General features: G+C 39.8%; 21 protein-coding genes, 14 tRNA genes and 3 rRNA genes. 30 read left to right on the forward strand and 8 right to left on the reverse strand.

All coding sequences use genetic code 11. The annotated features are described in order from the left end of the window. Positions 1–240: 240 nt before the first annotated feature. Entirely contained in the window at positions 241–1,131 is an 891-nt protein-coding gene (locus tag NST46_RS12475) for a TIGR01777 family oxidoreductase (RefSeq protein ID WP_095313638.1), read from the reverse strand. A 165-nt stretch (positions 1,132–1,296) separates the two neighbouring features. On the opposite strand from NST46_RS12475, the gene recX reads away from it, so the two are divergent. After that, complete coding sequence (recX, locus tag NST46_RS12480; protein WP_095313636.1) at positions 1,297–2,115, forward strand: recombination regulator RecX; 819 nt, start codon at positions 1,297–1,299, stop codon at positions 2,113–2,115. A 108-nt stretch (positions 2,116–2,223) separates the two neighbouring features. Continuing rightward, entirely contained in the window at positions 2,224–2,559 is a 336-nt protein-coding gene (locus NST46_RS12485) for a YfhH family protein (protein WP_095313634.1), read from the forward strand. A 124-nt stretch (positions 2,560–2,683) separates the two neighbouring features. On the opposite strand, the gene NST46_RS12490 is transcribed toward NST46_RS12485, so the two are convergent. After that, on the reverse strand, positions 2,684–3,670 hold the full coding sequence (locus tag NST46_RS12490; RefSeq protein WP_095313633.1) for a metal-dependent hydrolase: 987 nt from the start codon (positions 3,668–3,670) through the stop codon (positions 2,684–2,686). 87 nt (positions 3,671–3,757) lie between these two features. On the opposite strand from NST46_RS12490, the gene mutY reads away from it, so the two are divergent. Continuing rightward, positions 3,758–4,825 (forward strand): A/G-specific adenine glycosylase, encoded by a 1,068-nt coding sequence (gene mutY / locus NST46_RS12495; protein WP_341137297.1) that lies wholly within the window; start codon positions 3,758–3,760, stop codon positions 4,823–4,825. A 125-nt stretch (positions 4,826–4,950) separates the two neighbouring features. Here the strand turns inward: mutY and NST46_RS12500 are convergent, their stop codons facing one another. Then, positions 4,951–5,124: a hypothetical protein gene (locus NST46_RS12500; RefSeq protein ID WP_168927301.1), complete on the reverse strand. Its 174-nt coding sequence runs from the start codon at positions 5,122–5,124 to the stop codon at positions 4,951–4,953. Between the two features lie 153 nt (positions 5,125–5,277). Between NST46_RS12500 and NST46_RS12505 the strand changes: the two genes are divergently transcribed. From NST46_RS12505 to NST46_RS12515, 3 genes are all read left to right on the forward strand, one after another. After that, positions 5,278–5,448 carry a gamma-type small acid-soluble spore protein gene (locus NST46_RS12505; RefSeq protein WP_095313629.1) on the forward strand — a complete coding sequence of 57 codons (171 nt, stop codon included), beginning with the start codon at positions 5,278–5,280 and terminating at the stop codon, positions 5,446–5,448. Positions 5,449–5,646: 198 nt separating this feature from the next. Beyond that, entirely contained in the window at positions 5,647–6,174 is a 528-nt protein-coding gene (ntdP, locus tag NST46_RS12510) for a nucleoside tri-diphosphate phosphatase (protein WP_095313627.1), read from the forward strand. 226 nt (positions 6,175–6,400) lie between these two features. After that, positions 6,401–8,164, forward strand: a complete 1,764-nt coding sequence (locus NST46_RS12515) for an ABC transporter ATP-binding protein (RefSeq protein ID WP_095313625.1) — start codon at positions 6,401–6,403, stop codon at positions 8,162–8,164. Positions 8,165–8,240: 76 nt separating this feature from the next. On the opposite strand, the gene NST46_RS12520 is transcribed toward NST46_RS12515, so the two are convergent. Further along, entirely contained in the window at positions 8,241–9,536 is a 1,296-nt protein-coding gene (locus NST46_RS12520; protein WP_095313623.1) for a glutamate-1-semialdehyde 2,1-aminomutase, read from the reverse strand. Between the two features lie 178 nt (positions 9,537–9,714). Between NST46_RS12520 and NST46_RS12525 the strand changes: the two genes are divergently transcribed. The 5 genes from NST46_RS12525 to perR all read left to right on the forward strand — a co-directional run bounded on the left by NST46_RS12525 (position 9,715) and on the right by perR (position 13,108). Continuing rightward, positions 9,715–10,149 (forward strand): ion channel, encoded by a 435-nt coding sequence (locus NST46_RS12525; RefSeq protein WP_095313621.1) that lies wholly within the window; start codon positions 9,715–9,717, stop codon positions 10,147–10,149. Between the two features lie 60 nt (positions 10,150–10,209). Next, on the forward strand, positions 10,210–10,680 hold the full coding sequence (gene bcp / locus NST46_RS12530) for a thioredoxin-dependent thiol peroxidase (protein ID WP_251661643.1): 471 nt from the start codon (positions 10,210–10,212) through the stop codon (positions 10,678–10,680). A 109-nt stretch (positions 10,681–10,789) separates the two neighbouring features. Next, on the forward strand, positions 10,790–11,737 hold the full coding sequence (locus NST46_RS12535) for a D-2-hydroxyacid dehydrogenase (RefSeq protein ID WP_303447612.1): 948 nt from the start codon (positions 10,790–10,792) through the stop codon (positions 11,735–11,737). 2 nt (positions 11,738–11,739) lie between these two features. Continuing rightward, the gene (locus tag NST46_RS12540; RefSeq protein WP_340003073.1) at positions 11,740–12,297 is read left to right on the forward strand and encodes a cob(I)yrinic acid a,c-diamide adenosyltransferase; all 558 of its coding nucleotides are present in this window, start codon (positions 11,740–11,742) and stop codon (positions 12,295–12,297) included. 367 nt (positions 12,298–12,664) lie between these two features. Then, on the forward strand, positions 12,665–13,108 hold the full coding sequence (perR, locus tag NST46_RS12545; protein ID WP_095313614.1) for a peroxide-responsive transcriptional repressor PerR: 444 nt from the start codon (positions 12,665–12,667) through the stop codon (positions 13,106–13,108). Between the two features lie 67 nt (positions 13,109–13,175). On the opposite strand, the gene pabB is transcribed toward perR, so the two are convergent. Then, positions 13,176–14,894, reverse strand: a complete 1,719-nt coding sequence (gene pabB / locus NST46_RS12550; protein ID WP_341137298.1) for an aminodeoxychorismate synthase component I — start codon at positions 14,892–14,894, stop codon at positions 13,176–13,178. A gap of 107 nt (positions 14,895–15,001) precedes the next feature. Further along, positions 15,002–15,379: a YgzB family protein gene (locus NST46_RS12555; protein ID WP_303447609.1), complete on the reverse strand. Its 378-nt coding sequence runs from the start codon at positions 15,377–15,379 to the stop codon at positions 15,002–15,004. 127 nt (positions 15,380–15,506) lie between these two features. On the opposite strand from NST46_RS12555, the gene NST46_RS12560 reads away from it, so the two are divergent. From NST46_RS12560 to NST46_RS12645, 18 genes are all read left to right on the forward strand, one after another. After that, entirely contained in the window at positions 15,507–16,394 is an 888-nt protein-coding gene (locus tag NST46_RS12560; RefSeq protein WP_340003075.1) for a nucleotidyltransferase-like protein, read from the forward strand. A gap of 365 nt (positions 16,395–16,759) precedes the next feature. Then, positions 16,760–18,321 (forward strand): 16S ribosomal RNA (locus tag NST46_RS12565). 258 nt (positions 18,322–18,579) lie between these two features. After that, positions 18,580–21,498: ribosomal RNA gene (locus tag NST46_RS12570) — 23S ribosomal RNA — on the forward strand. A 152-nt stretch (positions 21,499–21,650) separates the two neighbouring features. Then, a 5S ribosomal RNA gene (rrf, locus tag NST46_RS12575) occupies positions 21,651–21,766 on the forward strand. Together the 16S, 23S and 5S rRNA genes with 14 tRNA genes alongside form the textbook arrangement of a ribosomal RNA operon. A gap of 119 nt (positions 21,767–21,885) precedes the next feature. Further along, positions 21,886–21,960, forward strand: a tRNA-Asn gene (locus NST46_RS12580). A gap of 3 nt (positions 21,961–21,963) precedes the next feature. Further along, positions 21,964–22,055: transfer RNA gene (locus tag NST46_RS12585), tRNA-Ser, on the forward strand. A 16-nt stretch (positions 22,056–22,071) separates the two neighbouring features. Further along, positions 22,072–22,146 (forward strand) — tRNA-Glu (locus tag NST46_RS12590). A gap of 4 nt (positions 22,147–22,150) precedes the next feature. After that, positions 22,151–22,226, forward strand: a tRNA-Val gene (locus NST46_RS12595). 28 nt (positions 22,227–22,254) lie between these two features. Continuing rightward, a tRNA-Met gene (locus NST46_RS12600) sits at positions 22,255–22,331 on the forward strand. Positions 22,332–22,336: 5 nt separating this feature from the next. Beyond that, positions 22,337–22,413 (forward strand) — tRNA-Asp (locus NST46_RS12605). Between the two features lie 19 nt (positions 22,414–22,432). Continuing rightward, positions 22,433–22,508, forward strand: a tRNA-Phe gene (locus tag NST46_RS12610). Positions 22,509–22,525: 17 nt separating this feature from the next. After that, positions 22,526–22,610 (forward strand) — tRNA-Tyr (locus tag NST46_RS12615). 14 nt (positions 22,611–22,624) lie between these two features. Continuing rightward, positions 22,625–22,698, forward strand: a tRNA-Trp gene (locus tag NST46_RS12620). 14 nt (positions 22,699–22,712) lie between these two features. Next, positions 22,713–22,785, forward strand: a tRNA-His gene (locus NST46_RS12625). A 26-nt stretch (positions 22,786–22,811) separates the two neighbouring features. Further along, positions 22,812–22,886, forward strand: a tRNA-Gln gene (locus NST46_RS12630). A gap of 3 nt (positions 22,887–22,889) precedes the next feature. After that, positions 22,890–22,964: transfer RNA gene (locus tag NST46_RS12635), tRNA-Gly, on the forward strand. A 10-nt stretch (positions 22,965–22,974) separates the two neighbouring features. Then, positions 22,975–23,048, forward strand: a tRNA-Cys gene (locus NST46_RS12640). A gap of 7 nt (positions 23,049–23,055) precedes the next feature. Then, positions 23,056–23,139, forward strand: a tRNA-Leu gene (locus NST46_RS12645). 159 nt (positions 23,140–23,298) lie between these two features. Here the strand turns inward: NST46_RS12645 and NST46_RS12650 are convergent. Together NST46_RS12650 and NST46_RS12655 are read right to left on the reverse strand one after the other, a co-directional pair. Further along, a complete protein-coding gene (locus NST46_RS12650) occupies positions 23,299–24,411 on the reverse strand; it encodes a tyrosine-type recombinase/integrase (protein ID WP_341137299.1) in 1,113 nt (370 codons plus the stop codon). A gap of 31 nt (positions 24,412–24,442) precedes the next feature. Next, a complete protein-coding gene (locus tag NST46_RS12655; protein WP_341137300.1) occupies positions 24,443–25,168 on the reverse strand; it encodes a helix-turn-helix domain-containing protein in 726 nt (241 codons plus the stop codon). A 243-nt stretch (positions 25,169–25,411) separates the two neighbouring features. Here NST46_RS12655 and NST46_RS12660 point away from each other — a divergent pair, with 243 nt between their 5' ends. Beyond that, positions 25,412–25,744: a DUF771 domain-containing protein gene (locus tag NST46_RS12660; protein ID WP_341137301.1), complete on the forward strand. Its 333-nt coding sequence runs from the start codon at positions 25,412–25,414 to the stop codon at positions 25,742–25,744. Positions 25,745–25,822 lie beyond the last annotated feature (78 nt).

A 25,822-nucleotide genomic window follows, 5' to 3' on the forward strand; every position in this document is an offset into this window, starting at 1 on the left:
GAACCCACTAGAACCAGTCAATGCTGGTGGCGCACCATTTGCCTTCCCTATTTAATTCAGTGTTGTATTACGATTTTATTCATCTCTTTCGTATTTTAATAGAGGCAGTAAGGTATTGTAGCATAACCAATCCAGGACCTTTTTGACCTCTTTTTAAACTCAATTTGATAAGGTTATTTTACAACCTTTTTCTTAAAAAGCAAATACTTTTTTTGTAAAAATTTTGTTCAGAAAAATTAACTATGATTTCTTCAGTTCTTTCAAGGCTTTTACTAACTCTGGATACTTAAACTCAAACCCATGATCCAATGCTTTTTGTGGTAACACATATTGACCCTTCGTAATTAGTTGCCCCATTTCTCCAATCGCAGCATGTATTAGTGTGGAAGGAGTTGTGGTCCAGTGTGGTCGCTTTAATACTTTTGCTAACGTACGCATGAAATCCTTGTTTCGCAATGGATGAGGCGCTGTTGTATTGACTGCCCCTTCCATTGACTTATTAAAGAGACAATAATCAATCAATCGAACAACATCTTCTATGTGAATCCATGACATCCATTGTTCACCATTTCCAATTTTCCCTCCAGCAAATAATTTTACTGGAAGACTTATTAATGGCAGCGATCCTTCTTTACCAAGAATCACGCCAAATCTCGTGTAAACTGTACGAATTCCAAGAGTTTCTGCTTGTTTGGCAATCTGCTCCCATTCTACAACCACTTCAGCTAAGAAATCTTTTCCAGATTTTGCAGTAGCTTCCGTAAAAATAAGATCTTCAGAAATGCCATAATAGCCAACTGCCGATCCACTAATGAATACATTCGGCTTTATTTTCATCTGTTTCATTAATTGTATTAATACATTTGTCGTTTCTAACCTACTGTTCTTAATTTGATCTTTCTTCTTTTGTGACCAGTAACCAAAGAGAGATTCTCCTGCTAGGTTGATAACACCTTCAATAGGTGGTAAATTATCCACCGGATAATTATAATCTATGTAAGTAGTGGCCTTCGTGTTCATATGATCGAGAGGGGACCTTGTAAGTATATACGTATGATGTCCTTTCTTTTGCAGTGCTTGGCAAAGGTGTTTTCCGACAAATCCGGTTCCACCGCTAATTAAAAAATTCATATCCATCCTCCTAATCAAATTTTGTGTTATATGTTTAGTATATACGCTTCCGATAAAAATCTAAGTGTTTTGTTAAACAAATTTTAGAGGTTGTTCAAAACGAACTCTCAAGTCTTTTCCTTCCCCCTTATTATTCTGTTATGATAAGAGGAAGAGGTGGAATACGTGCGAAAAATAACGAAGATAACAACTCAAAAGAAACATAAAAATCGGTTCAATATCTTTTTAAATACGAAGCAAGGTGAAGAATATGGGTTTAGTGTAGATGAAGCGATATTAATTGAATATCGACTTCGTAAGGGTATGGAACTTGATGGCGAAATGATAGCTACGCTTGTTGAAAACGATACAGTTCATAAGTCATATACCCAGGTTATTCACTTTTTAAGCTATCGAATGCGTACAAAAAAAGAAATTAGGGATTACTTAGTAAAAAAAGAAGTAGATCCAGAGCATATCGAACAAATTATGAAGCGATTAATTAACGAGAAGTTAATTGATGATCAGCAATTTGCTCACTTTTTTGTCCAATCACGAATCAATACGACAACAAAAGGTCCTGTTTTAATCAAAAAGGAATTGATTGATAAAGGAGTTTTGGCGCAGCAGGCCGAGCTTGCATTAGAAAATTATCCGCTGGACATCCAGCTTGAGAAAATAAAAAAGCATATCCAGAAAAAGCTAAATACTGGAAAAAAAGAAGCGTTTCGTAAAAAAATTCAGCAATTGCAAGTAAATCTCATTCAAAAAGGTTTTACACAGGATGCGATCACAAAAGCACTAGCAAGTATGGAAGAAGGGAAAGATCAGTCAGAGGAATGGGATGCACTCGTGTTTCAGGGGGAAAAGCTTTTACGTAAATATCAATCGAAGCATGAGGGATTTGCATTAAGGCAAAAAATGACAGAATCCTTGTACCGGAAAGGTTTTTCCTTCGAATTAATCAACCAATTTTTGGATGGAAAGAAGCAGGATTACCAGTAGTCATAGCTGCAATTCTGTAAATTAAATCAATCATGGGTGTTTAGCTATCTGAATGTGTTCCCATTCGTCCACACAATTGGTAAGATAGAATGGGAAGGGGAGAGAAGGATGAATTATCGATATAGCGATTATTCGATCGAACAGCTACATAGGGAAATTGGTGTTTTAAAAGAAAAAGCACAGAAAGCAGAACAATTAGGAAATATTTCAGAGGTGCAGATTAATGAGCGTAAAATGCAAGTTGCGCTTGCATATACGATGAATCCGGAAGATTTTCAGGCGAATGAAGTATATCAATTAAAAATGGAGCCTGGATTTACATTTAAAATTAGTTATATAAATGGTGTATTTGCATGGGGATACCGAATAAATTTACTTGAAGAAATGTACGAGCAGATAGAAGCTTTGCCTATTTCGTTGTTAGGTAAAAAGGTAACAAAATAGAAAAAAACAGCAGGTAAGTGCCTGCTGTTTTTTCTGCGATTCTGTTCAAGGGTCCGTGGGGCACCCTTGTGCTGTTAGTTAACATTCAGCGGGAAAAAGAAATCAACCCCAGCGAAGTTTTCCTTTACGTAGTTGGATCGCCGACATATAGTTTACTTTGCAGTTTGTGTTCTGAGAAGATCCATCCTGTATAGGAACTGATTATTTCCATATTCTCGTCAATTTTTACGACCGCTACAAAGGGGTAATACGTTTTAGAGCGGTAACGTAAATCGATGAAGCGAACTTCTGTAAAAGAATCGAAGTAATTAATTTCCCACCGGTAAACAGGAGAGAAGTTTAGAAAGGCTTCGATATTCTTATCTGTTTTCGCTACTTCGATTATTGGAGTTTCAGGTAAGGGAACCTTCCAGAATTCATCCACAATTTCAATATGCCGATTTTCAACAGTACCTACATAAAATTTATCTTTCGTCGTAATTGCTACACGCCAATAATTTTGCTTCATCGTAGGAGATGTGGCAACTTCTACCGTATCTGGATAATATTCATGGATTTTTTTTACAATCTCTCTTTTGTCCATATACCGTTTAATGTAATATAATACAATCACAGTATAAATGGTAATCCATGTATAACCAGGATTAGCTCCTAGCGCCCAAGCACAGATACCAGCAACATTTAAGAAGAAAATATATGGATCAAAGGTATTAATAAAGCCCTTCGCAATCCATTTACTTGAAAAAGGCCTAAAAGCCTGTGTTCCATATGCATTAAATAGATCAACAAACACATGGATAATCACTGCCAAAAATGTCCATAGCCATAGATGCAAATAGCTAACCTGTGGTACGAACATATAGATAACACTGGACACCAATAGTCCCCAAAGAATGATTGCAGGTAAAGAATGTGATGCACCACGATGATGGCGTATATAGGTTGCATTATTTTTTAGTTTAAAAACTGTGTCAAAATCAGGGGCATGTGAACCAACCACTGTCCCGACTAATACTGCATGAAATAGTGTAGGATCACTTTGCACTACAGGGTCAAGTGTAGCTAAACCGCCCAGTGCAATCCCCATAACTATATGTGTGCCAGTATCCATATAATAAGGTCCTCCTTAGGATAGCCTTGAATACAAATTTGAAGATAATACTACCTAACATATTGTAACATAAAAGGAAGTGCCTTGATGACTAATAATATATTACAACATTTTAACATTGATCAATTTCAAGCAGATTTGCTGCACTGGTACAACGTAAGTAAACGGGATCTTCCATGGCGCAGAGAACGTGATCCATATAAAATTTGGGTTTCTGAAATTATGCTGCAACAAACAAAGGTCGATACCGTTATTCCATATTTTAATCGTTTTATGGAGAAATATCCAACGGTTTACGAGCTTGCGAAAGCAGACCAGCAGGAAGTATTGAAAGCATGGGAGGGCTTAGGTTACTATTCCCGTGCGCGCAACCTTCAAAACGCAGTTCGTGAAGTCGTTTCTGAGTACGGAGGAGTAGTTCCCTCGAATCGTAAGGAACTTGGAGGATTAAAAGGGGTTGGTCCATATACGACAGGAGCTATCCTTTCTATCGCGTATAATCAACCTGAACCAGCGGTTGATGGAAATGTCATGCGAGTATTTTCACGTCTATTGAAAATTGAAGCGGATATCGCGATGCCACGAACAAAGAAACTGTTTGAGGATTATGTTCGGCAAGTAATTTCAACAGAGGATCCCTCATCCTTTAATCAGGCAATTATGGATCTAGGTGCCACAATTTGTACACCGAAATCCCCAACTTGCTTATTTTGTCCGGTACAAGATCATTGTCTTGCTTTTTCAGAAGGCATTCAAGAAGAGTTACCGATAAAAACAAAAGCAAAGAAACAAAAACCGATTGCGTATGTTGCATTGTTAATAAAAAATGGCAAAGACGAATACGTTATTGAAAAACGCGGAGAAAATGGATTATTAGCAAATCTCTGGCAGTTCCCAATGGTACCGATTGAAGAGATCGGAATGGAGCATCTTGAAACCTGGGTTTATAGTGAGTATGGAATACGTATTCAGCTTGGTGAACGAAAAGGAAAATTGAAGCATGTATTCTCCCATATTATCTGGCAACTCGAGATATTTGAAGCATATACACTGCAAGCAGAAACAGATGATGAGCGAGTAATATTTATTGATAAAGAGGCTATTGAGAAGTACCCATTCCCTGTTTCGCATCAAAAAATGATGAAATATTTATAAATCCTTAAGACTTCCTTATGTATATTGGAAGTCCTGTTATGCAGAGAGTGAAGGTAAAACTTTCCTCTCTGCATAAGTGCAACTAAGATATTCGTCTATGTGCGTACCAACGAATGTCAAGTTTTCTAATCTGCCCGGTTGTAAATTTCTTTATTAATTTCATGCAGGATTGTTAAGCCCTCTGCATTAATGTAAGGTAAAATTTGTGAAAGTGCATGCTGAAAAAATTGTAATTCTTCATCCTGCCACCTTGTTTTGCTTATCATAGATAGTTCAGTGAAATCTCTAGGTGTTTGCATTGCGGCTACCTCCAATAATGAAGTGAAATGCATTCATAAATTGCGCCAAATCCAGATTATTATCCGCTGGTAGTTTTTTCATGAAAAATTTACAAATTTAATGGATAACAATTTGTTATGTGGTTAAATTAATCATTGTTGGAGGTGATACTGATGGCTAAAAAACCTAACAAAACTGCTGCTGGAACAAATGTTCAGCATGTAAAACAGCAGAATCAACAGGCTGCTCAAGGTCAAGGTCAATTCGGTACTGAATTTGCTTCTGAGACAGATGCTCAGCAAGTAAAGCAACAAAATCAACAGTCACAAGCAAAAAAGAAGTAAATATTTGTGTATGACAGTGAAGAAGAGTTTCCTATTAATTAGGAAGCTCTTTTTCATTGAATTCATCTTATCCCTAACTAATAACACATAAAATTTGCCCGAGCTTTCCATTTAGGATTCATAATACTTTATATTTAATTTGGTTAGCATTATAATGAATGATAATTGATGGCGGAAGAGCGGGGAAAGGAAGATAGGATGGTTACTCCGGGAGCAGGTTCAAAAATGCAGATACAGAGCTATAAACATAATGGACAGCTTCATCGGATCTGGGAGAACAGTACGGTATTAAAAGCTACAGAAACTATTGTAATTGGGGCGAATGACCGAACACAAGTTACGGAAAGTGATGGTCGCACCTGGGTCACAAGAGAACCAGCAATATGTTATTTTCATGCGAAGCATTGGTTTAATATCATCGGTATGCTGAGAGACGATGGTATTCACTACTATTGTAATATCAGTTCTCCATTTGTATACGATGATGAGGCATTGAAATATATCGATTATGATTTGGATGTGAAAGTATATCCAGATATGACATATGATCTTTTGGATGAGGATGAATATGAAGACCATCGCCAAAAGATGAATTATCCAGTTGTTCTAGATCGAATTCTTCATAATAATATAGAATATTTATTGCGGTGGGTACGTCAACGAAAAGGTCCCTTTGCACCAGATTTTATTGATGGTTGGTATGAACGATACTTAACCTATCGGTGAGTAAGAAATATACATGAAATACAAAGGGACTTGTCCTTGTTACCTTATTTGTAACAAGGATTTTCTATTGGACTATAAGTGCAACTAAGTCATTCGCTGAAGGTTTGCACTTCAAAGTATAAGGTAAGGGATTCTAAGCAAGTAAAGAAGGCATTCTAAGAATCCCATTAACGAGTGCAAATTTTTTCTAAGCAAAAGATGAATTAAAAAGATTGGGAATGATAATATGAGCAGTGTAAAGCAATACATGAAATTTGTTGCCCCGTATAAGTGGAAAATACTTTGGACAATAGTCATCGGTATTATTAAATTTGGTATCCCATTATTAATGCCATTAATTTTAAAGTATGTAATTGATGATATCATCGTTGCAGAAAACATGAGTGATGCTGACAAAATAAGTAAATTGCTATGGGTAATGGGAATTGCCTTTGTAGTATTTTTATTATTACGGCCACCAGTTGAATACATTCGTCAATACCTTGGACAGTGGGTAGGCAATAAAGTCTTATATGATATTCGGGATAGACTTTTTGATCATATCCAGAAGCTAAGTTTGAAATTCTATTCTCAGACAAAAACTGGCGAAATTATTTCCCGGGTAATAAATGATGTCGAACAGACGAAGAATTTTGTCATTACAGGTCTAATGAACGTTTGGTTAGATTTAATAACGATACTCATTGCAATAGGTATTATGCTATCAATGGATATTGGATTAACCATTGTTTCGATTATATTGTTCCCATTCTTTGGGTTTGCGATTAAATACTTTTATGGGAGACTCAGGAAATTGACAAGGGACAGATCCCAGGCGTTAGCGGAAGTTCAAGGACATTTACATGAGCGTGTTCAAGGTGTACCTGTTACGAGAAGCTTTGCGTTAGAAGACTATGAACAAACACAATTTGTAGAGCGCAATGGGAATTTTCTTGATAAAGCGCTTGTTCATACAAACTGGAATGCCAAAACATTCGCTGTAACAAATACGATTACTGATCTTGCTCCGCTTCTAGTCATTGCTTTTGCGGGCTATCAAGTCATTATAGGTAATGTAACGATGGGAACAATGGTCGCTTTTGTTGGCTATTTGGAACGCGTATACAGTCCACTTCGGAGGTTAATTAATTCATCAACGACATTGGTTCAAGCAGTCGCTTCGATTGATCGTGTTTTTGAATTTATGAATGAGAAATATGACATTGTCGATAAGGAAAATGCGATTGATCCTGGAAGAGTTAATGGCGCTGTCGATTTTGAAAATGTTTCCTTCCAATATGACGAAGCGGAGCTAAAGGTGTTGAAAAACATCAATTTGCATGTCGAGGAAGGTGAAACGATTGCTTTTGTCGGGATGAGTGGTGGCGGGAAGTCTACCTTAATTAGTTTGATCCCAAGATTTTATGATGTTACGGATGGTTCGATTAAAGTCGATGGGATGGACATTCGTGATATGAAAGCAAGAGCACTTCGGAATAACATTGGAATGGTTTTACAAGACAATATTCTTTTTAGTGAATCCATCGCTATGAATATTCGAATGGGAAATCCGGACGCAACGGACGAAGAAGTAATTGCTGCTGCAAAGGCTGCAAATGCGCATGACTTTATTACGAACCTGCCAAATGGATATGACACGTTAGTAGGAGAACGCGGTGTAAAATTATCAGGTGGACAAAAGCAGCGGGTTGCCATTGCGCGCGTATTTCTCAAAAATCCACCGATTTTAATTTTTGATGAAGCAACCTCCGCGTTAGACTTGGAGAGCGAACATTTAATCCAGGAAACAATGGAAAAATTAGCAGCAGATCGTACAACCTTTATTGTTGCACATCGCCTTGCAACGATCACGCATGCCGATAGAATTGTTGTGATTGAAAACGGCGAAATTACAGAAGTCGGGTCTCACCAAGAATTGATGGAAAAACAAGGGGACTACCATCAGTTGTATCAAATTCAGAATTTGGATGAAGGAAGCAAGTCCAAATAAAGAAACAGATAGGAAAGCTTAACTTTCCTATCTGTTTTGTTATCTTAAAAAGAATTTGGGACAAACTACAGTGTTTTTACTTACCTGTCATGACACTAAAGGCGTGACTAACAGCGTCTATTGTTTGAGCAATATCAGATTCCTTATGCTCTGTTGTTAAGAACCATGCTTCATATTTTGATGGTGCTAGGTTAATTCCCTGGTTCAGCATTAGTTTAAAGAAGGTTGCAAACGCATCTCCATCTGTAGCTTCAGCTTGTTCATAATTCGTAATCTTTTCTTCACCAAAGTATACTGTCAGTGCTCCACGCAAACGATTGACTGTAATAGGCACACCATATTTTTCAGCTTGTTCTAAAATACCATTTTCCAGCATTTCTCCAAGCTGATCTAATTTTTCGTATACGCCATCCTGTTTCAAAACTTCTAAGCACGCAATACCAGAAGCCATTGATGCAGGATTACCAGCCATCGTTCCAGCTTGATATGCAGGTCCAAGTGGTGCAACTTGTTCCATAATATCTTTACGACCACCGTAGGCCCCAATAGGAAGTCCTCCACCAATGATTTTACCCATTGCTGTCATATCAGGTTCTACTCCATATAGCTGCTGTGCACTTCCATAGGTGAAACGAAAGGCAGTAATCACTTCATCATAAATAACAAGTGCTCCTGCTTCGTGTGTTAAATCATTAACAGCTTGTAAAAAGCCTTCATGTGGTTCGACAATTCCGAAGTTCCCTACAATTGGCTCAACTAATACAGCAGCAATTTGATCTCCCCATTTATCTAGTGCTTCCTTATAAGCATCTAAATCATTAAAGGGAACGGTAATGACGTCGGCAGCAGTTGATTTAGGAACTCCTGCTGAATCTGGAGTGCCAAGTGTAGATGGTCCTGAGCCAGCTTGTACGAGTACCGCATCAAAGTGTCCATGATAACAGCCCGCAAATTTAATAATTTTTGTTCTACCTGTATAAGCGCGAGCTACACGGATTGTAGTCATAACTGCTTCGGTTCCTGAATTGTTGAAACGAACCTTTTCCAGAGAAGGAATTGCTTCCTTTAACATTTTAGCAAATTGATTTTCTAATTTTGTCGGTGTACCATACAAGACACCAGTAGTCGCAGCGTGTGCAATAGCTTTAGCAATATGTGGGTGTGCATGACCAGTAATAATTGGGCCATAAGCTGCTAAATAATCTATGTACTTATTTCCGTCAACATCCCAAAAATAAGGACCTTGCCCACGTTCCATATATACAGGCGAGCCACCGCCTACCGCTTTAAATGCACGAGAAGGTGAATTAACTCCTCCAACAATATGTTCCAAAGCTTCTGTGTGAAGCTCTTCTGATTTTGTGAAATTCATTTCTGAAATCCTCCCTTGATTTCTCCGTACTGACATTAACTAATATAACATAAAATGGAATACAGAATGATTACGAAGTAGCGAACGTCAAATTTCACATTTTCGTTTTTTCTAAGACAAGCTTTTTCAGTATGAAGCATACATATATCATATAACAATTATAAATGAGGGGTCCTGAATGGTTATACCTTGGCTAGTTATGATTGGGATATGCCTTATCGTGATAAAAAGCTTCTTTGACTTTTTCCATGGGAAAAGCTTTGCTCAAGTTCTGGAAATGAAGGAGAGTCGGTTTTCGATAGAGATATTTATGGCATTACTCATTATTTATATCATTCTTATGTTTGGCTATGGCATGATTTATTTCATTTTATCTATTGAAGGAATTGTTCTCGTAGAAAACGGGGAGCTGCGGCAGGTAAGTATTATAGGATCTATTATCCATTCCGTTTATTTCAGTGGCGTTACATTACTTTCGGTTGGATATGGAGATATTACTCCAGTTGGAATTGGGAGATTCATTGCTTTAACACAAGCATTGATCGGATATATTTTACCGGCTGCATTTGTGGTTAGAGTGCTTCAATCTCGAGATAGAAGCAGGGATATATGAATCTATCAGCTTGATATGATATAGTTGCAATAGAATGTTTTAAGTTGGAGGGAAATTTTCATGACAATAGAGATTGGAAAAAAAGTAGAGGATTTCACGTTGCCAAGTCAATCTGGCGAGCAGGTGCATCTATCTGATTTCAAGGGTAAGCATGTGGTTTTATACTTTTATCCTAAGGATATGACACCAGGATGCACGACAGAGGCTTGTGATTTTCGCGATCAGCATGAGAGCTTTGCGGAATTAGACGCCGTAATTATTGGTATTAGTCCAGACCCGGCTGAAAGCCATCAGAAGTTCATTAATAAACATGAGCTGCCATTTTTATTGTTAGCTGATGAAGACCATAAAATTGCAGAGATGTTTGATGTGTGGAAATTGAAGAAGAACTTCGGAAAAGAATATTACGGAATCGAACGCTCTACGTTCATCATTGATAAAGAAGGAAAACTCCAAAAGGAATTTCGAAAAGTAAGAGTCAAAGGGCATGTAGAAGAAGCGTTAGAATTTATAAAAGAAAATCTATCATAAAGCGTACGAAGGAAGCAGTCCAATTTTGGGCTGTTTTGCTTTATTGTTTTCAGTTTTTGAAAAAACAATTAGTATAGAAGAAAGGGGTTTTAGGGGGAGGGCTTTCGTAATGATTTTATTTTCAGCAAAAATATCAGGCAAGCATCAAGAAAAGTTAAAACAGGACTATTCCAATCAACATTTTTTATTCTCCGAAAGTGATGAGATGACGAAGAAATATTTAGCTGAGGCTGAGGTTCTTGTCACGTATGGTAGTGATGTTAATGTGCAGGTTATTCAACGTGCAGCCAGCCTTAAATGGATTATGGTTCTATCGGCTGGAGTAGATGAATTACCTGTTGAACTCATTAAGGAAAAAGAAATTATCGTAACGAATGCAAGAGGTATTCATAAGATACAAATGGCTGAATATGCTATATCAATGTTATTACAAGTTTATCGCCAGGAAAAAATATTGATGCAAAATGAAAAGGCCCATCGATGGGACAAATCTGTAAAAGTAAAAGAAATAACTGGAAGTACAATTGTTATTGCTGGAACTGGCGCAATCGGTCAAGAGGTTGCTCGTCTTGCAAAAGCTTTTCAAATGAAAACGATTGGTGTATCCAGAAGTGGAAAAAATGTAGCGTATTTTGATGAAAATGTTACAAATGATAAGCTTAAGCATGTGTTAGCTGAAGCAGATTTCCTTGTATCAGTACTACCGAGAACAAAAGAGACAAGCGGATTTTTTACGGATAATCATTTTAATGCAATGCCAAATCATGGCGTGTTTTTAAATATGGGACGAGGTGACGCAGTTAGCAGTGAAGTGATTCTTAAAGCTGTACAAGAAAATGAAATTGCTCACGCGATTTTGGATGTAACGGAGCAAGAGCCATTACCGAAAGACCATCCATTTTGGTCAGAGGATAACATTACAATCACCCCTCATATATCAGGTCTTTCACCAGATTATGTAACACGGGCATTAGAGATTTTTACAAAAAATCTTGACCAGTATATAACTGGTGCGGGCGATTATACGAATAAAATCGATTTATCTAGGGGGTATTAGCAATGCGAATTTATACGCGTTCTGGTGATAAAGGACAAACGTCATTAGTTTATGGCGAACGTGTACCAAAAAATCATTTACGTGTAGAGGCGTATGGAACATGTGATGAAGCAAATTCTATAATTGGTCTTGCGCTAAGTTTTCTCAATCAGGAAGACTGGAATGAGAAAGAGCAGTTCTTAGAGCAGATGTATCGTGTACAGACGATTCTATTTCATGTAGGGGCTGAGCTTTCTACGCCAGCTGATAAAGAGGTAAACTGGAAATTAAAGCAGGAACATATTCAAGAGATGGAGGACCAAATTGACAATTGGGATGGTCAATTAGATCCACTGAGAAACTTTATCCTTCCGTCTGGTCATAGTGCTTCAAGCGCCTTGCATACTGCGAGAACGGTTGTTAGAAGAGCAGAACGTATCGTGGTTGGTCTAGGTGATGAATTGAAAAATGATCTTGTATTATCCTATTTAAATCGATTATCCGATTTTCTATTTGTTGCAGCTAGATATGTTAATAAGAAGCTAGGTGGCGATGAATTACCGTTAAAGGTAGATATTTAATTCAATTTGTATAATATACTTATGGTATGTGTTCGAAAAGGAGGATAAGAAGGACCAAGGTCGTCTAAGATCGCAACGTCCTTTTGCGACGCCGACACTAGCACGTCCTTTGCGTCGAAGTTCGAGGCGGCGTAAGCTCCCCGTACCGGGCTTCCACAGGATGTGGTGAATTCGACGTTCGACACAGGACGTGTCGGTACTTAGTCGAAGGTCTACTGCTCTCGATGTGTCATTTTTACCGGACTTTTTTGAACAACCTCTAATATTGACAGAACACTAGGTAAGCAGTTACACTAATTATAAAGATTACAATCTAATAACGTTGTTAATTGAATATATTATTAATTTGAAAGTGAGGTGTTTGGCGGTGTCTGAAAAGCGGCTACGGAAAGCAATTGATACATTAAAAGAATCAGGCGTCCGTATCACACCACAGCGGCACGCAGTTCTAGAGTACTTGCTTAACACGATGGTTCATCCAACAGCAGATGATATATATAAAGCGTTGGAAGGGAAATTCCCTAACATGAGTGTGGCAACTGTTTATAATAACCTCCGTGTGCTTAGAGAAGTAGGGTTAGTTCGTGAATTAACCTACGGAGATTCATCAAGCAGGTTTGACTGCAATACTTCTGATCATTATCATATTATTTGCGAAGCGTGTGGAAAAATTGTTGATTTTCATTATCCATCATTAGATGAAGTAGAATCCCTAGCTGAACAGGTAACTGGATTTGAAGTAAGTCATCATCGACTTGAAGTTTACGGGAAGTGCCCTGGTTGTCAAGGAATGCTAACACAAAAACACTAATTGCTAAAAGCCAATTGTAAGATTAACTTACAATTGGCTTTTATTATGGCTCTAATATTATTTATCATTATAATAGATGAACAAGCATCCATTTTCTTACACTATTAATGAGCCACATTTTAGATATACTACTGAGTTCCCCAACTAGTAACTTTCTTTCTAAAATAATTCTCTCATTAAGTAATACTTCTCTGTACGTGCCAGCAAGTAAGCCTGAACTTAATGGTGGTGTATATAATTTGCCATCTATCTCTACTACAATATTACCTGTCGTAAATTCTGTAATTTCATCCTCCTGATTCCACATTAGAACGTCGAATACTTCAGGGTGTCGTTGTTTCACTTTTTCATAAATGTTTCTGTTCGTTGTTTTATAATGCAGAAAAGGGTTTTCCTTATCTACTGCATGATGAGCTAGCTTGACTGGAACAGAATCGGTAAGTTCAGTTATTTCCTTTCCTTCTATTGTAATTTGCCCATCACGATCGGAAAGTAGTCGGACCTTCCATTTTCCGTGTTGGTGGGCAATTGCAAAATCCTGAAGTTTCTCTTTTGCGCTTGCTATGTCTACATGATAGTTAAAATAAGAAGCACTCTTATTCAATCGGTTTAAGTGATTTTGTGAAATGAAATAGACTCCGTCTTCAAGCCCAATTGTTTCTAATAATTGAAATTGCATCGGCGAGACGGCTAATACTTTTGCTTTTGTTAGTGCTTCCTTGTATTCATCCTGATCATTTGAATCCCAAGTAATCCCGCCGCCAATTCCGTACGTTGCATCACCACTATGATTATCGATCATTACTGTTCGTATTGGTACGTTAAAAATAGCCTCCTTGTCAGGAGTTATGTAACCAATCGTTCCACAATACACTTCTCGTGGAGTAGGTTCAAGCCGATTAATTATATTCATTGTACTTATTTTAGGTGCTCCTGTAATGGAGCCACAAGGAAATAACGCGGTGAATATATCGGCAATTGTTTTTTCTTTTGAAATCTCTGCAGTTACTGTGGAAGTCATCTGATAGACTGTTGGGTATTCCTCGATGGAATATAGCTTCGGTACCTTTACACTGTTTGGCTTTGCTATCATTCCTAAATCATTTCGCAGCAGATCGACAATCATCACATTTTCAGCGCGGTTTTTCTTCGAATGATAAAGCCAATTTGCATTTGACTGGTCCTCTTCTGAAGTAGTTCCTCTCTCAATCGTTCCTTTCATCGGCTTAGTAGTAAGCTTACCTTCTTTTAAGTGAAAGAATAATTCGGGTGAAGCAGAAACGATTGTAAAATCACCAATGTTTAAATAGGCACTGTAATCTGCTGCTTGAGCATTGGCTAGTTGATTGTAGTATGCAACAGAATCGCCGGAAAACTGGGCCAGCATACGAATGGTATAGTTAACTTGATAGGTAATGCCCTTTTTAATGTAATTTTTAATTTGCCCGATACAATTGTTATAATCGAATAAAGTAGTTTGAGCTTTCCATTCGGAAGTATGAAATTCTTGAACGGATTGAAGTCGCTTCTTCTCCGGCTTCTCATAAATTCCGAACCAAAGAAGTGGCATGACTGGGTTAGAATGAACTTTTAAAGCTTTTTCAAATGCAGGAGCAGCTTCATAGGAAAGATATCCTGCTGCATAGTAGCCTTTGCTCGTTTCTGCTTCAATTTCATTTAATAAAGGAATCACTTCGTCTATTTTAGTAGTGGAAAAAATTTTGATCGGATCTTTAAAAAGAAAGGGACTATTTTTTCTCGTTTCACTTATAAAATCAAAATGCAATAGGGGTTCCATTGAAATATCTTTCCCTTCGTTAGATCGTTGATATGCAATGTTGTCTGTCGGTAAAAAAATCCGTCGATTTCGACGGATTTAGTGCGTGCAGTAATTTAACGTTTCTTTTGTGATTTTGCATAGCTACGTTTATTATATTTTTCATCGAATGCTTCACCTTCTAGGTTCTTATCCATGGTCAATGGTTGTTTGCAATGCATACAAGCATCAACACGACCTAACATCTTGGTTGGCTTGTCACAGCTTGGACATACAACAGGTACCGCCTTAAGGGATAGAGTTCCTATCCAGACATAGACAACACAACTGAAAACAACCATCAGTAATCCTAATATAAAAAATATAACCATTAACCACTCAATATTTTTAGTGAGAATACCTGCGTACATTAACAGAATACCTGCAAAAACTAGAATCAGCGCGAACGTACGAATCTTATTTATTTTACTTGAATATACCAATTGTTGTGCCATGTTTTTCCCCCTTATTTTACAACTGTAGTATAGCATAAAAACTAAAAAAATTAATTATGAAAAAGGTTTTTCAATCAAATGTAACGAATTACTCTAAATAGAAATCGAAAATGGAGGAAACCGTAGAATGGAAAATTCGCTGAGACCTATATATCAAGAACATGCAAGTAATCCCAATACATTGGGGATATTATTAATAGAGAAGATTCAACATGACAGTCCAGTTACCGACGGATTCGATGTTATTCTACTTATTATCGTGGATGAATATGAGCAAAACTGGTATGTGAAGCATTATGAAATAGAAGGAAAAACAGCGGCGCTGCATATTGTCCGTATGGATGTTTTGGTGGAATGGATTGATACAAGTGGCTATCGAAGAGCAGTTGAATGGATTATTCTGGGGAAACCCGTATTTGATAGAAATGAATACATTGCTCGGTTAAAGGAACAACTACGAGATTTCCCTAAAGAGAAACGAGATTTAAGGAAAATGATTGATTTCGGCAAATTAGTTAAAAGCTATAGTGAAGCTAAGGCTCTTTATGAAACAGGGGAATTTAATGATGCACATAGTAAAATACTTAATTCCCTTCACTATTTAGCAAGATTGGCTGTAATAGAAAAAGGCTATTATCCCGAAGTAACTGTTTGGAGCCAAGTAAAGAAAATTGATTCCGAGGTATATAAATTATATGAAGTTTTCATTGAGAGTAATGAAGCAGTATATAAACGAATTGAATTAATGATAATAGGTATGGACTTCGTGATACATAATCGTGCCATGATATCAGCTAAGCATTTGTTAGATATTATGAAAACAAAGGAGAGTGCTTGGTCATATGCTGAGATAAAAAGTCATGTTATGATCCAACCATATAGATTAGACTTAAGTGCGATCCTTTCTTACCTTGTTGAGAAAAATATAATTAACGTTGTTCTCGAGCAGACAAAAGGACATGCTGTATATCAAAGAAAATATATTTTAACCGATGAAGTAACACATAATAATTAATTTGCATATGTAATAAGAGTGGGCGGTAAATAGCGTAGAACCTAATAATCCGTCCCTTTCTTGAAACAATTGTTAAGTAACAGATATTTTTTTGTAAAATAACCGTTGACTTTAATATAGAGCCGTGATAAAGTTAAATCCGTCGCAAAAATCCACTAAAGATTAGCGACAAAAATTTAAAATTAATTGTTGACACAACGTTAATAGTTATGGTATATTAGAAAAGTCGCTGCTAAACAACGCGACAAACAAATTTGCTCTTTGAAAACTGAACAAAACAACCAGTATGTCAAGAAAAAGGAAACTCGTTTTTCTTTTTGAAACAAGTAGAAGTCAGCTTCTACAAAAGCTAAGTATTACAAACTTTTATGGAGAGTTTGATCTTGGCTCAGGACGAACGCTGGCGGCGTGCCTAATACATGCAAGTCGAGCGCAGGAAATAAACAGAACCCTTCGGGGTGATGTTTATGGAATGAGCGGCGGACGGGTGAGTAACACGTGGGCAACCTGCCTGTAAGATCGGGATAACTCGCGGAAACGTGAGCTAATACCGGATAACACTTTTCATCTCATGGTGAGAAGATAAAAGACGGTTTCGGCTGTCACTTACAGATGGGCCCGCGGCGCATTAGCTAGTTGGTGAGGTAACGGCTCACCAAGGCGACGATGCGTAGCCGACCTGAGAGGGTGATCGGCCACACTGGGACTGAGACACGGCCCAGACTCCTACGGGAGGCAGCAGTAGGGAATCTTCCGCAATGGACGAAAGTCTGACGGAGCAACGCCGCGTGAGTGATGAAGGTTTTCGGATCGTAAAACTCTGTTGTTAGGGAAGAACAAGTTGGGTAGTAACTGACCCAACCTTGACGGTACCTAACCAGAAAGCCACGGCTAACTACGTGCCAGCAGCCGCGGTAATACGTAGGTGGCAAGCGTTGTCCGGAATTATTGGGCGTAAAGCGCTCGCAGGCGGTCTTTTAAGTCTGATGTGAAAGCCCACGGCTTAACCGTGGAGGGTCATTGGAAACTGGAGGACTTGAGTACAGAAGAGGAGAGTGGAATTCCACGTGTAGCGGTGAAATGCGTAGAGATGTGGAGGAACACCAGTGGCGAAGGCGACTCTCTGGTCTGTAACTGACGCTGAGGAGCGAAAGCGTGGGTAGCGAACAGGATTAGATACCCTGGTAGTCCACGCCGTAAACGATGAGTGCTAGGTGTTAGGGGGTTTCCGCCCCTTAGTGCTGAAGTTAACGCATTAAGCACTCCGCCTGGGGAGTACGGCCGCAAGGCTGAAACTCAAAAGAATTGACGGGGGCCCGCACAAGCGGTGGAGCATGTGGTTTAATTCGAAGCAACGCGAAGAACCTTACCAGGTCTTGACATCCTCTGATACCTCTAGAGATAGAGTTTTCCCTTCGGGGACAGAGTGACAGGTGGTGCATGGTTGTCGTCAGCTCGTGTCGTGAGATGTTGGGTTAAGTCCCGCAACGAGCGCAACCCTTGATCTTAGTTGCCAGCATTCAGTTGGGCACTCTAAGGTGACTGCCGGTGACAAACCGGAGGAAGGTGGGGATGACGTCAAATCATCATGCCCCTTATGACCTGGGCTACACACGTGCTACAATGGATGGAACAAAGGGAAGCGAACCCGTGAGGTCAAGCCAATCCCATAAAACCATTCTCAGTTCGGATTGTAGGCTGCAACTCGCCTACATGAAGCCGGAATCGCTAGTAATCGCGGATCAGCATGCCGCGGTGAATACGTTCCCGGGCCTTGTACACACCGCCCGTCACACCACGAGAGTTGGTAACACCCGAAGTCGGTGAGGTAACCTTTTGGAGCCAGCCGCCGAAGGTGGGACTAATGATTGGGGTGAAGTCGTAACAAGGTAGCCGTATCGGAAGGTGCGGCTGGATCACCTCCTTTCTAAGGATTATTACGGAACCCTACCTTCGGGTAGGAAGGGCATACTGTGTTGTTTGGTTCAGTTTTGAGAGAGTAAAAAAGATCTCTCAAAGGATTGAAGGATCTTCTGTTAAAACCCGTCACGTCCTGTGACGAACACAGAAGTCACCACATCCTGTGGAAGCTTGTACCTTGAAAACTAAATAAGAGTAACAACGACATCAATATTTTTAAATAAAAGCAAGGCTAATAAATTAGTACGCTTATTTACTGTAACTTAGTTAAGTGAATAAGGGCGCACGGTGGATGCCTTGGCACTAGAAGCCGATGAAGGACGGGACTAACACCGATATGCCTCGGGGAGTTGTAAGTAAACTTTGATCCGGGGATTTCCGAATGGGGGAACCCACTGTTCGTAATGGAACAGTACATGCATCTGAATACATAGGGTGCATGAGGTAGACCCGGGGAACTGAAACATCTCAGTACCCGGAGGAAGAGAAAGAAAAATCGATTTCCTGAGTAGCGGCGAGCGAAACGGAAAGAGCCCAAACCAGAAAGCTTGCTTTCTGGGGTTGTAGGACACTCCACTCGGAGTTACCAAGGAATTCTTTAAATGAATCGACCTGGAAAGGTCAGCCACAGAAGGTAACAGCCCTGTAGTTGAAAAAGAATTCCCTCCGGAGTGTATCCTGAGTACGGCGGAACACGTGGAATTCCGTCGGAATCCGGGAGGACCATCTCCCAAGGCTAAATACTCTCTAGTGACCGATAGTGAACCAGTACCGTGAGGGAAAGGTGAAAAGCACCCCGGAAGGGGAGTGAAATAGAACCTGAAACCGTGTGCCTACAAGTAGTCGAAGCCCGTTAATGGGTAACGGCGTACCTTTTGTAGAATGGACCGGCGAGTTACGATCGTATGCAAGGTTAAGTGGAAGACACGGAGCCGCAGCGAAAGCGAGTCTGAATAGGGCGAATGAGTATGCGGTCGTAGACCCGAAACCGTGTGATCTACCCATGTCCAGGGTGAAGGTCAGGTAACACTGACTGGAGGCCCGAACCCACGTATGTTGAAAAATGCGGGGATGAGGTGTGGGTAGGGGTGAAATGCCAATCGAACACGGAGATAGCTGGTTCTCTCCGAAATAGCTTTAGGGCTAGCCTCAAGAAATAGAGTACTGGAGGTAGAGCACTGATTGGACTAGGGGCCCTCACCGGGTTACCGAATTCAGTCAAACTCCGAATGCCAGTTACTTTTACTTGGGAGTCAGACTATGGGTGATAAGGTTCATAGTCGAAAGGGAAACAGCCCAGACCGCCAGCTAAGGTCCCAAAGTATACGTTAAGTGGAAAAGGATGTGGAGTTGCCCAGACAACCAGGATGTTGGCTTAGAAGCAGCCATCATTTAAAGAGTGCGTAATAGCTCACTGGTCGAGTGACTCTGCGCCGAAAATGTACCGGGGCTAAACGTATCACCGAAGCTGCGGATTGTTCTTACGAACAATGGTAGGAGAGCGTTCTAAGTGCTGTGAAGTCAGACCGTGAGGACTGGTGGAGCGCTTAGAAGTGAGAATGCCGGTATGAGTAGCGAAAAAAGAGTGAGAATCTCTTTCACCGAATGCCTAAGGTTTCCTGAGGAAGGCTCGTCCTCTCAGGGTTAGTCGGGACCTAAGCCGAGGCCGAAAGGCGTAGGCGATGGACAACAGGTAGATATTCCTGTACCACCTCATGATTGTTTGAGCGATGGGGGGACGCAGTAGGATAAGGAATGCGCACTGATGGATATGTGCGCCCAAGCAGTGAGAAAGTCAGATAGGCAAATCCGTCTGGCAATTTCAAGCTGTGATGGGGAGGGAAATTTAGTACCGAAGTTCCGGATTTCACACTGCCAAGAAAAGCCTCTAGTTAGATCATAGGTGCCCGTACCGCAAACCGACACAGGTAGGCGAGGAGAGAATCCTAAGGTGAGCGGGAGAACTCTCGTTAAGGAACTCGGCAAAATGACCCCGTAACTTCGGGAGAAGGGGTGCTTCATTTACATGGAGCCGCAGTGAATAGGCCCAAGCGACTGTTTAGCAAAAACACAGGTCTCTGCGAAGCCGAAAGGCGAAGTATAGGGGCTGACACCTGCCCGGTGCTGGAAGGTTAAGGGGAAATGTTAGCCGCAAGGCGAAGCTTTGAACCGAAGCCCCAGTAAACGGCGGCCGTAACTATAACGGTCCTAAGGTAGCGAAATTCCTTGTCGGGTAAGTTCCGACCCGCACGAAAGGTGCAACGACTTGGGCACTGTCTCAACGAGAGACCCGGTGAAATTATACTATGCGTGAAGATGCGCATTACCCGCGACAGGACGGAAAGACCCCGTGGAGCTTTACTGTAGCCTGATATTGAATGTCTGTGCAGCTTGTACAGGATAGGTGGGAGCCTTGGAAACCGGAGCGCTAGCTTCGGTGGAGGCATCCGTGGGATACCACCCTGGCTGTATGGACATTCTAACCCAGGACCGTGATCCGGTTCGGAGACAGTGTCAGGCGGGCAGTTTGACTGGGGCGGTCGCCTCCCAAAAGGTAACGGAGGCGCCCAAAGGTTCCCTCAGAATGGTTGGAAATCATTCGTAGAGTGTAAAGGCACAAGGGAGCTTGACTGCGAGACCTACAAGTCGAGCAGGGACGAAAGTCGGGCTTAGTGATCCGGTGGTTCCGCATGGAAGGGCCATCGCTCAACGGATAAAAGCTACCCCGGGGATAACAGGCTTATCTCCCCCAAGAGTTCACATCGACGGGGAGGTTTGGCACCTCGATGTCGGCTCATCGCATCCTGGGGCTGTAGTCGGTCCCAAGGGTTGGGCTGTTCGCCCATTAAAGCGGTACGCGAGCTGGGTTCAGAACGTCGTGAGACAGTTCGGTCCCTATCCGTCGTGGGCGTTGGAAGTTTGAGAGGAGCTGTCCTTAGTACGAGAGGACCGGGATGGACACACCGCTGGTGTACCAGTTGTTCCGCCAGGAGCATCGCTGGGTAGCTACGTGTGGAAAGGATAAGTGCTGAAAGCATCTAAGCATGAAGCCCCCCTCAAGATGAGACTTCCCATCACTTCGAGTGAGTAAGATCCCTCAGAGACGATGAGGTTGATAGGTTCGGTGTGGAAGCGTGGTGACACGTGGAGCTTACGGATACTAATCGATCGAGGACTTAACTAAATTCTTTATTTGATGTCTTGTTTACTCTTATTTAGTTTTTAAGGTATAAACCTTATAAAAACCTAACTTTATACTTGATTTTTTTTCAAAAACGATTATAATATTGGTTGTCACTGATTTTCTTGAGGTTCACTTGGGTGATAATTATATTGTCTGGTAGCAATAGCGAAGAGGTCACACCTGTTCCCATGCCGAACACAGAAGTTAAGCTCTTCAGCGCCGATGGTAGTTGGGGCTTTGCCCCTGCAAGAGTAGGACGCCGCCAGGCAAGTAAATTCCTTACCATACAAGAGCTGTATGACAGGAATGAAGCTACTCTAAAATATCTCATTTGGTGGGACGAGCAATTTATGTTTGAAAAACCAAATAGATTTCATTTTGGATTATTCCACAGTAGCTCAGTGGTAGAGCAATCGGCTGTTAACCGATCGGTCGTAGGTTCGAATCCTACCTGTGGAGCCATACGGAGAGCTGTCCGAGTGGCCGAAGGAGCACGATTGGAAATCGTGTAGGCCGTTTACGCGGCCTCGAGGGTTCGAATCCCTCGCTCTCCGCCACTATTACATAAAATAAGGCCCGTTGGTCAAGCGGTTAAGACACCGCCCTTTCACGGCGGTAACACGGGTTCGAATCCCGTACGGGTCACCAATATGGAGGATTAGCTCAGCTGGGAGAGCACCTGCCTTACAAGCAGGGGGTCGCAGGTTCGAGCCCTGCATCCTCCACCATATTTCATCTTAATACTTTATTTCATACCGCGGGGTGGAGCAGTCTGGTAGCTCGTTGGGCTCATAACCCAAAGGTCGTAGGTTCAAATCCTGCCCCCGCAACCAAAAATGGTCCGGTAGTTCAGTTGGTTAGAATGCCTGCCTGTCACGCAGGAGGTCGCGGGTTCGAGTCCCGTCCGGACCGCCATTTAAAATATTTTAATTATGGCTCGGTAGCTCAGTCGGTAGAGCAACGGACTGAAAATCCGTGTGTCGGCGGTTCGATTCCGTCCCGAGCCACCATTTACTTCAATTTAGTTGGAGGGGTAGCGAAGTGGCTAAACGCGGCGGACTGTAAATCCGCTCCCTCAGGGTTCGGCAGTTCGAATCTGCCCCCCTCCACCATTTTAATAAATAATAGGGGTATAGTTTAACGGTAGAACTACGGTCTCCAAAACCGTCAATGTGGGTTCGATTCCTACTACCCCTGCCATTTACAATTATATGGCGGTCGTGGCGAAGTGGTTAACGCACCGGATTGTGGCTCCGGCACACGTGGGTTCGATCCCCATCGATCGCCCTCATATAATTAACAAATTTATTGATTGGGCCATAGCCAAGCGGTAAGGCATCGGGTTTTGATCCCGTGTACCCTAGGTTCGAATCCTAGTGGCCCAGCCATATGCGGAAGTAGTTCAGTGGTAGAACATCACCTTGCCAAGGTGGGGGTCGCGGGTTCGAATCCCGTCTTCCGCTCCATTTTATTTTTGGCGGTATAGCCAAGTGGTAAGGCAGAGGTCTGCAAAACCTTTATCACCGGTTCAAATCCGGTTACCGCCTCCATACCTATGCCGGTGTGGCGGAATTGGCAGACGCGCGGGACTCAAAATCCCGTGTCTTCACGGACGTGTCGGTTCGACCCCGACCACCGGTATCTTTAGTACTTTTTTAGAGTTTTTAGATGAATAATAAGAAGCCTGTAAATGTTGGTATATCAACTTTTGCAGGCTTTTTCATTTATATGAGAATTCGCTTGAAAAAGGTTGGTTTTAAAATTTTTCTACACATTTTCTACACACTATTTACACAATAATTAACCAGATAACATTTGCTCAAAAGTATCTGTCATAACTTTTTCATCTTCTTCTCTTAATTCTTTAATAACATGTGTATAATCCTTTAATGTTGTTTCAATATCAGCATGACCCAGTCTTTCACTAACATAATGAATTGAATTACGCTTGTATAACAATACACTAGCATGTGTGTGGCGTAATCCATGGACAGTAATTGGTTTTATATTCAACTTATTTAAAATAGCTCGTAATAGCTTATTTGTGTTTGTATTACTTATTACTTTGTATTTAGAAGTAGGGCTGTAAAAAACTAATTCATTTTCGTTATCGGCTAACATATTGAAAAGGTCTTCAAATATAGTCATTGTGACTTTATCAACTTTAATAATTCTTTCAGATTGAGGGTTTTTGGTTGGACCAAATCCTTCATGCATTTTTTTGTTGTAACCCCATGTTTTGTTAATACTTAAAGTGTTATTTTTAAAATCAAAATCTTTGTGAGTTAATCCTACTAATTCTCCATATCTCAAGCCTGTTGTTAATGCAAGAAGTAGTAGATAGTATCCCAGTCCTTTTGACAGATTGCTTTTTAACTCTTTTAATAATAATTCACTGTCAACATAATTTAAATATTTCTCTGATTTCTTTTTAGCAGGAACCTTACCGATAACTTTTGCGTTTCGAGTAAAGTCTATTCTAATGATTCCTTCATCAATAGCTTCCCTAACTGCACCTCGAATATGACCGTTAATCTTATCTGCTGTTTCTTTTGCGTGTGTTTCTCCAAACATATTTAAAAACTTTTGATATTCTTCTTTAGATATCTGTTGAATAGGAATATGACCAAAATACTTTTCAATAGTATTTAGAGTATATACATAATGTGTTTTTGTACTGTTAACAACATCAAATTTAAAAACTTTATACCAGTTATCAAAGTATTCATATAAAGAAATTGGTTTTAATTTGGGTGCTACTCCTTTTTGTAATTCCAATTCGACTTCTGAAGCAGCAACTTGGGCTTCTTTCTTTGTTTTGAAACCACCTTTTCTGATTGGCTTATATTTCCCATTAATCATCCTACTAACTGTAAATTGCCATGTTTTTCCTCTTTTATCAAAGCTCGCCATTTTGACATACTTCCCTTCTAAAGACTGTTAATTAATCCTGTGTATTTTCATTAAACAGCTCTTCAGCAACTTGGTATGCATGGCTAATATCAATATCTATAATATTTAACTCTATTTCTAAAGCATTTAATACAAAATCGTCAAAAGAAGTGATTTGGTTTTTATTTAAAAATGCTAATTTCAATATATTGTAAACCTTTAATAGATCATCTAGACTTTTCTTTCCGACTAGGCTGATAAGCTTGTTATATGATTCAACAGGAATTCTATATGTGGATTCTAAGAAAAGTTCAATAATTGAATTTAACCTTTTTAATTCTGAACTACTTAAAGGAACACCGTTAAAAAACTTTTTATTTAAATGATCACTCATTAAATGAAAAAAAAGGTCATTTATTGGGTAGCTAAAATTATCTTTTTTTAAAGTAGGTTCATTAGAATCACTACTTATAAATTCATACTCACTATTTCCTTGAACCTCAACTTCGTATTTATAATTATGTTCTGTAAGATTCATGAAATCAATAATAATTCCTGCTTTTTGAAATGCTCCATCATTAAGTTCATAAAGAGTGTCAGCAACTTTTGTTAGAATATCCATACTTGGATTCACAGCTTTTCCACTAGCGCGTCCATAGCCTCTTTCCAAATCAGACCAGTAACTAGGACTAATACCTGCCATTTTAGCAGCCCTTCTAATTGAATGGCCTCCCCTTAATTCTTTTATGTAGTTTCCTAATTCATTGTCGTTCGTCATAAAGTAACCCCCTAAAATAATTAGATGTTTTTATTGTACACGAATAAACACTGTCTCTCAATATAAAACGCAAAATATGGGTTTTTGATCACGATAGAACTTGACTTTATATATAGTGGATTTTATAATTGTGATGTAAAACGCAAAATATGAATTTTAAGTTTTGGAAGGGGAGATAAAATGATTTAATAAAAGCTTTTCCGATAGCTAGTTAAAATAAAATTTTATATGGAGGTTATGATAATGCAACGCTTGAATGTAGAGTTAAATATTCCAATTCCAAATGATCAGGTTTTAATTTCTAAAGTAGAATTAGAGGAATTAAAGAAAAAAGATCTTGAAGGTGTTTACTGGACAATGAAGGATCTTGAGAATCGAATTAACAAGAAAAGCGAATGGATTAAAGAAAATATCCTGTATCCAACTCATTTTCGAAAAGTATTGGATGTAGATAATGGCGGATTTGTTTATTATCCGAAGAAAAAAGGACAAACTTGGTCCTTTCAAGCAACAAAAACTGCTGAGTTTCTAGACAAAAACTTTTATAGAATATTTGGAGAGCTACAAGTGTCTTAATTGACCTAATTAGCTTAAAATCCATATTTAACAATGTATCTATTTAAGTAGTTTGATAACTTAATAATCTTAATTAAT

Origin of the sequence: Oceanobacillus sp. FSL W7-1309, from assembly GCF_038002145.1 — a bacterium.
Classification (GTDB): Bacteria; Bacillota; Bacilli; order Bacillales; family Amphibacillaceae; genus Oceanobacillus; species Oceanobacillus profundus.

What these genes read in the sequence shown, in the direction of transcription:
- NST46_RS12525 (WP_095313621.1), top strand. Translation starts at nt 9,715, where the DNA reads ATGGTTATACCTTGGCTAGTTATGATTGGGATATGCCTTATCGTGATA.
- NST46_RS12500 (WP_168927301.1), bottom strand. Translation starts at nt 5,124, where the DNA reads ATGCAAACACCTAGAGATTTCACTGAACTATCTATGATAAGCAAAACA.
- NST46_RS12505 (WP_095313629.1), top strand. Translation starts at nt 5,278, where the DNA reads ATGGCTAAAAAACCTAACAAAACTGCTGCTGGAACAAATGTTCAGCAT.
- NST46_RS12540 (WP_340003073.1), top strand. Translation starts at nt 11,740, where the DNA reads ATGCGAATTTATACGCGTTCTGGTGATAAAGGACAAACGTCATTAGTT.
- NST46_RS12520 (WP_095313623.1), bottom strand. Translation starts at nt 9,536, where the DNA reads ATGAATTTCACAAAATCAGAAGAGCTTCACACAGAAGCTTTGGAACAT.
- NST46_RS12660 (WP_341137301.1), top strand. Translation starts at nt 25,412, where the DNA reads ATGCAACGCTTGAATGTAGAGTTAAATATTCCAATTCCAAATGATCAG.
- mutY (WP_341137297.1), top strand. Translation starts at nt 3,758, where the DNA reads ATGACTAATAATATATTACAACATTTTAACATTGATCAATTTCAAGCA.
- NST46_RS12475 (WP_095313638.1), bottom strand. Translation starts at nt 1,131, where the DNA reads ATGAATTTTTTAATTAGCGGTGGAACCGGATTTGTCGGAAAACACCTT.
- ntdP (WP_095313627.1), top strand. Translation starts at nt 5,647, where the DNA reads ATGGTTACTCCGGGAGCAGGTTCAAAAATGCAGATACAGAGCTATAAA.
- NST46_RS12485 (WP_095313634.1), top strand. Translation starts at nt 2,224, where the DNA reads ATGAATTATCGATATAGCGATTATTCGATCGAACAGCTACATAGGGAA.
- NST46_RS12655 (WP_341137300.1), bottom strand. Translation starts at nt 25,168, where the DNA reads ATGACGAACGACAATGAATTAGGAAACTACATAAAAGAATTAAGGGGA.
- bcp (WP_251661643.1), top strand. Translation starts at nt 10,210, where the DNA reads ATGACAATAGAGATTGGAAAAAAAGTAGAGGATTTCACGTTGCCAAGT.
- NST46_RS12650 (WP_341137299.1), bottom strand. Translation starts at nt 24,411, where the DNA reads ATGGCGAGCTTTGATAAAAGAGGAAAAACATGGCAATTTACAGTTAGT.
- NST46_RS12555 (WP_303447609.1), bottom strand. Translation starts at nt 15,379, where the DNA reads ATGGCACAACAATTGGTATATTCAAGTAAAATAAATAAGATTCGTACG.
- NST46_RS12515 (WP_095313625.1), top strand. Translation starts at nt 6,401, where the DNA reads ATGAGCAGTGTAAAGCAATACATGAAATTTGTTGCCCCGTATAAGTGG.
- NST46_RS12490 (WP_095313633.1), bottom strand. Translation starts at nt 3,670, where the DNA reads ATGGATACTGGCACACATATAGTTATGGGGATTGCACTGGGCGGTTTA.
- NST46_RS12560 (WP_340003075.1), top strand. Translation starts at nt 15,507, where the DNA reads ATGGAAAATTCGCTGAGACCTATATATCAAGAACATGCAAGTAATCCC.
- NST46_RS12535 (WP_303447612.1), top strand. Translation starts at nt 10,790, where the DNA reads ATGATTTTATTTTCAGCAAAAATATCAGGCAAGCATCAAGAAAAGTTA.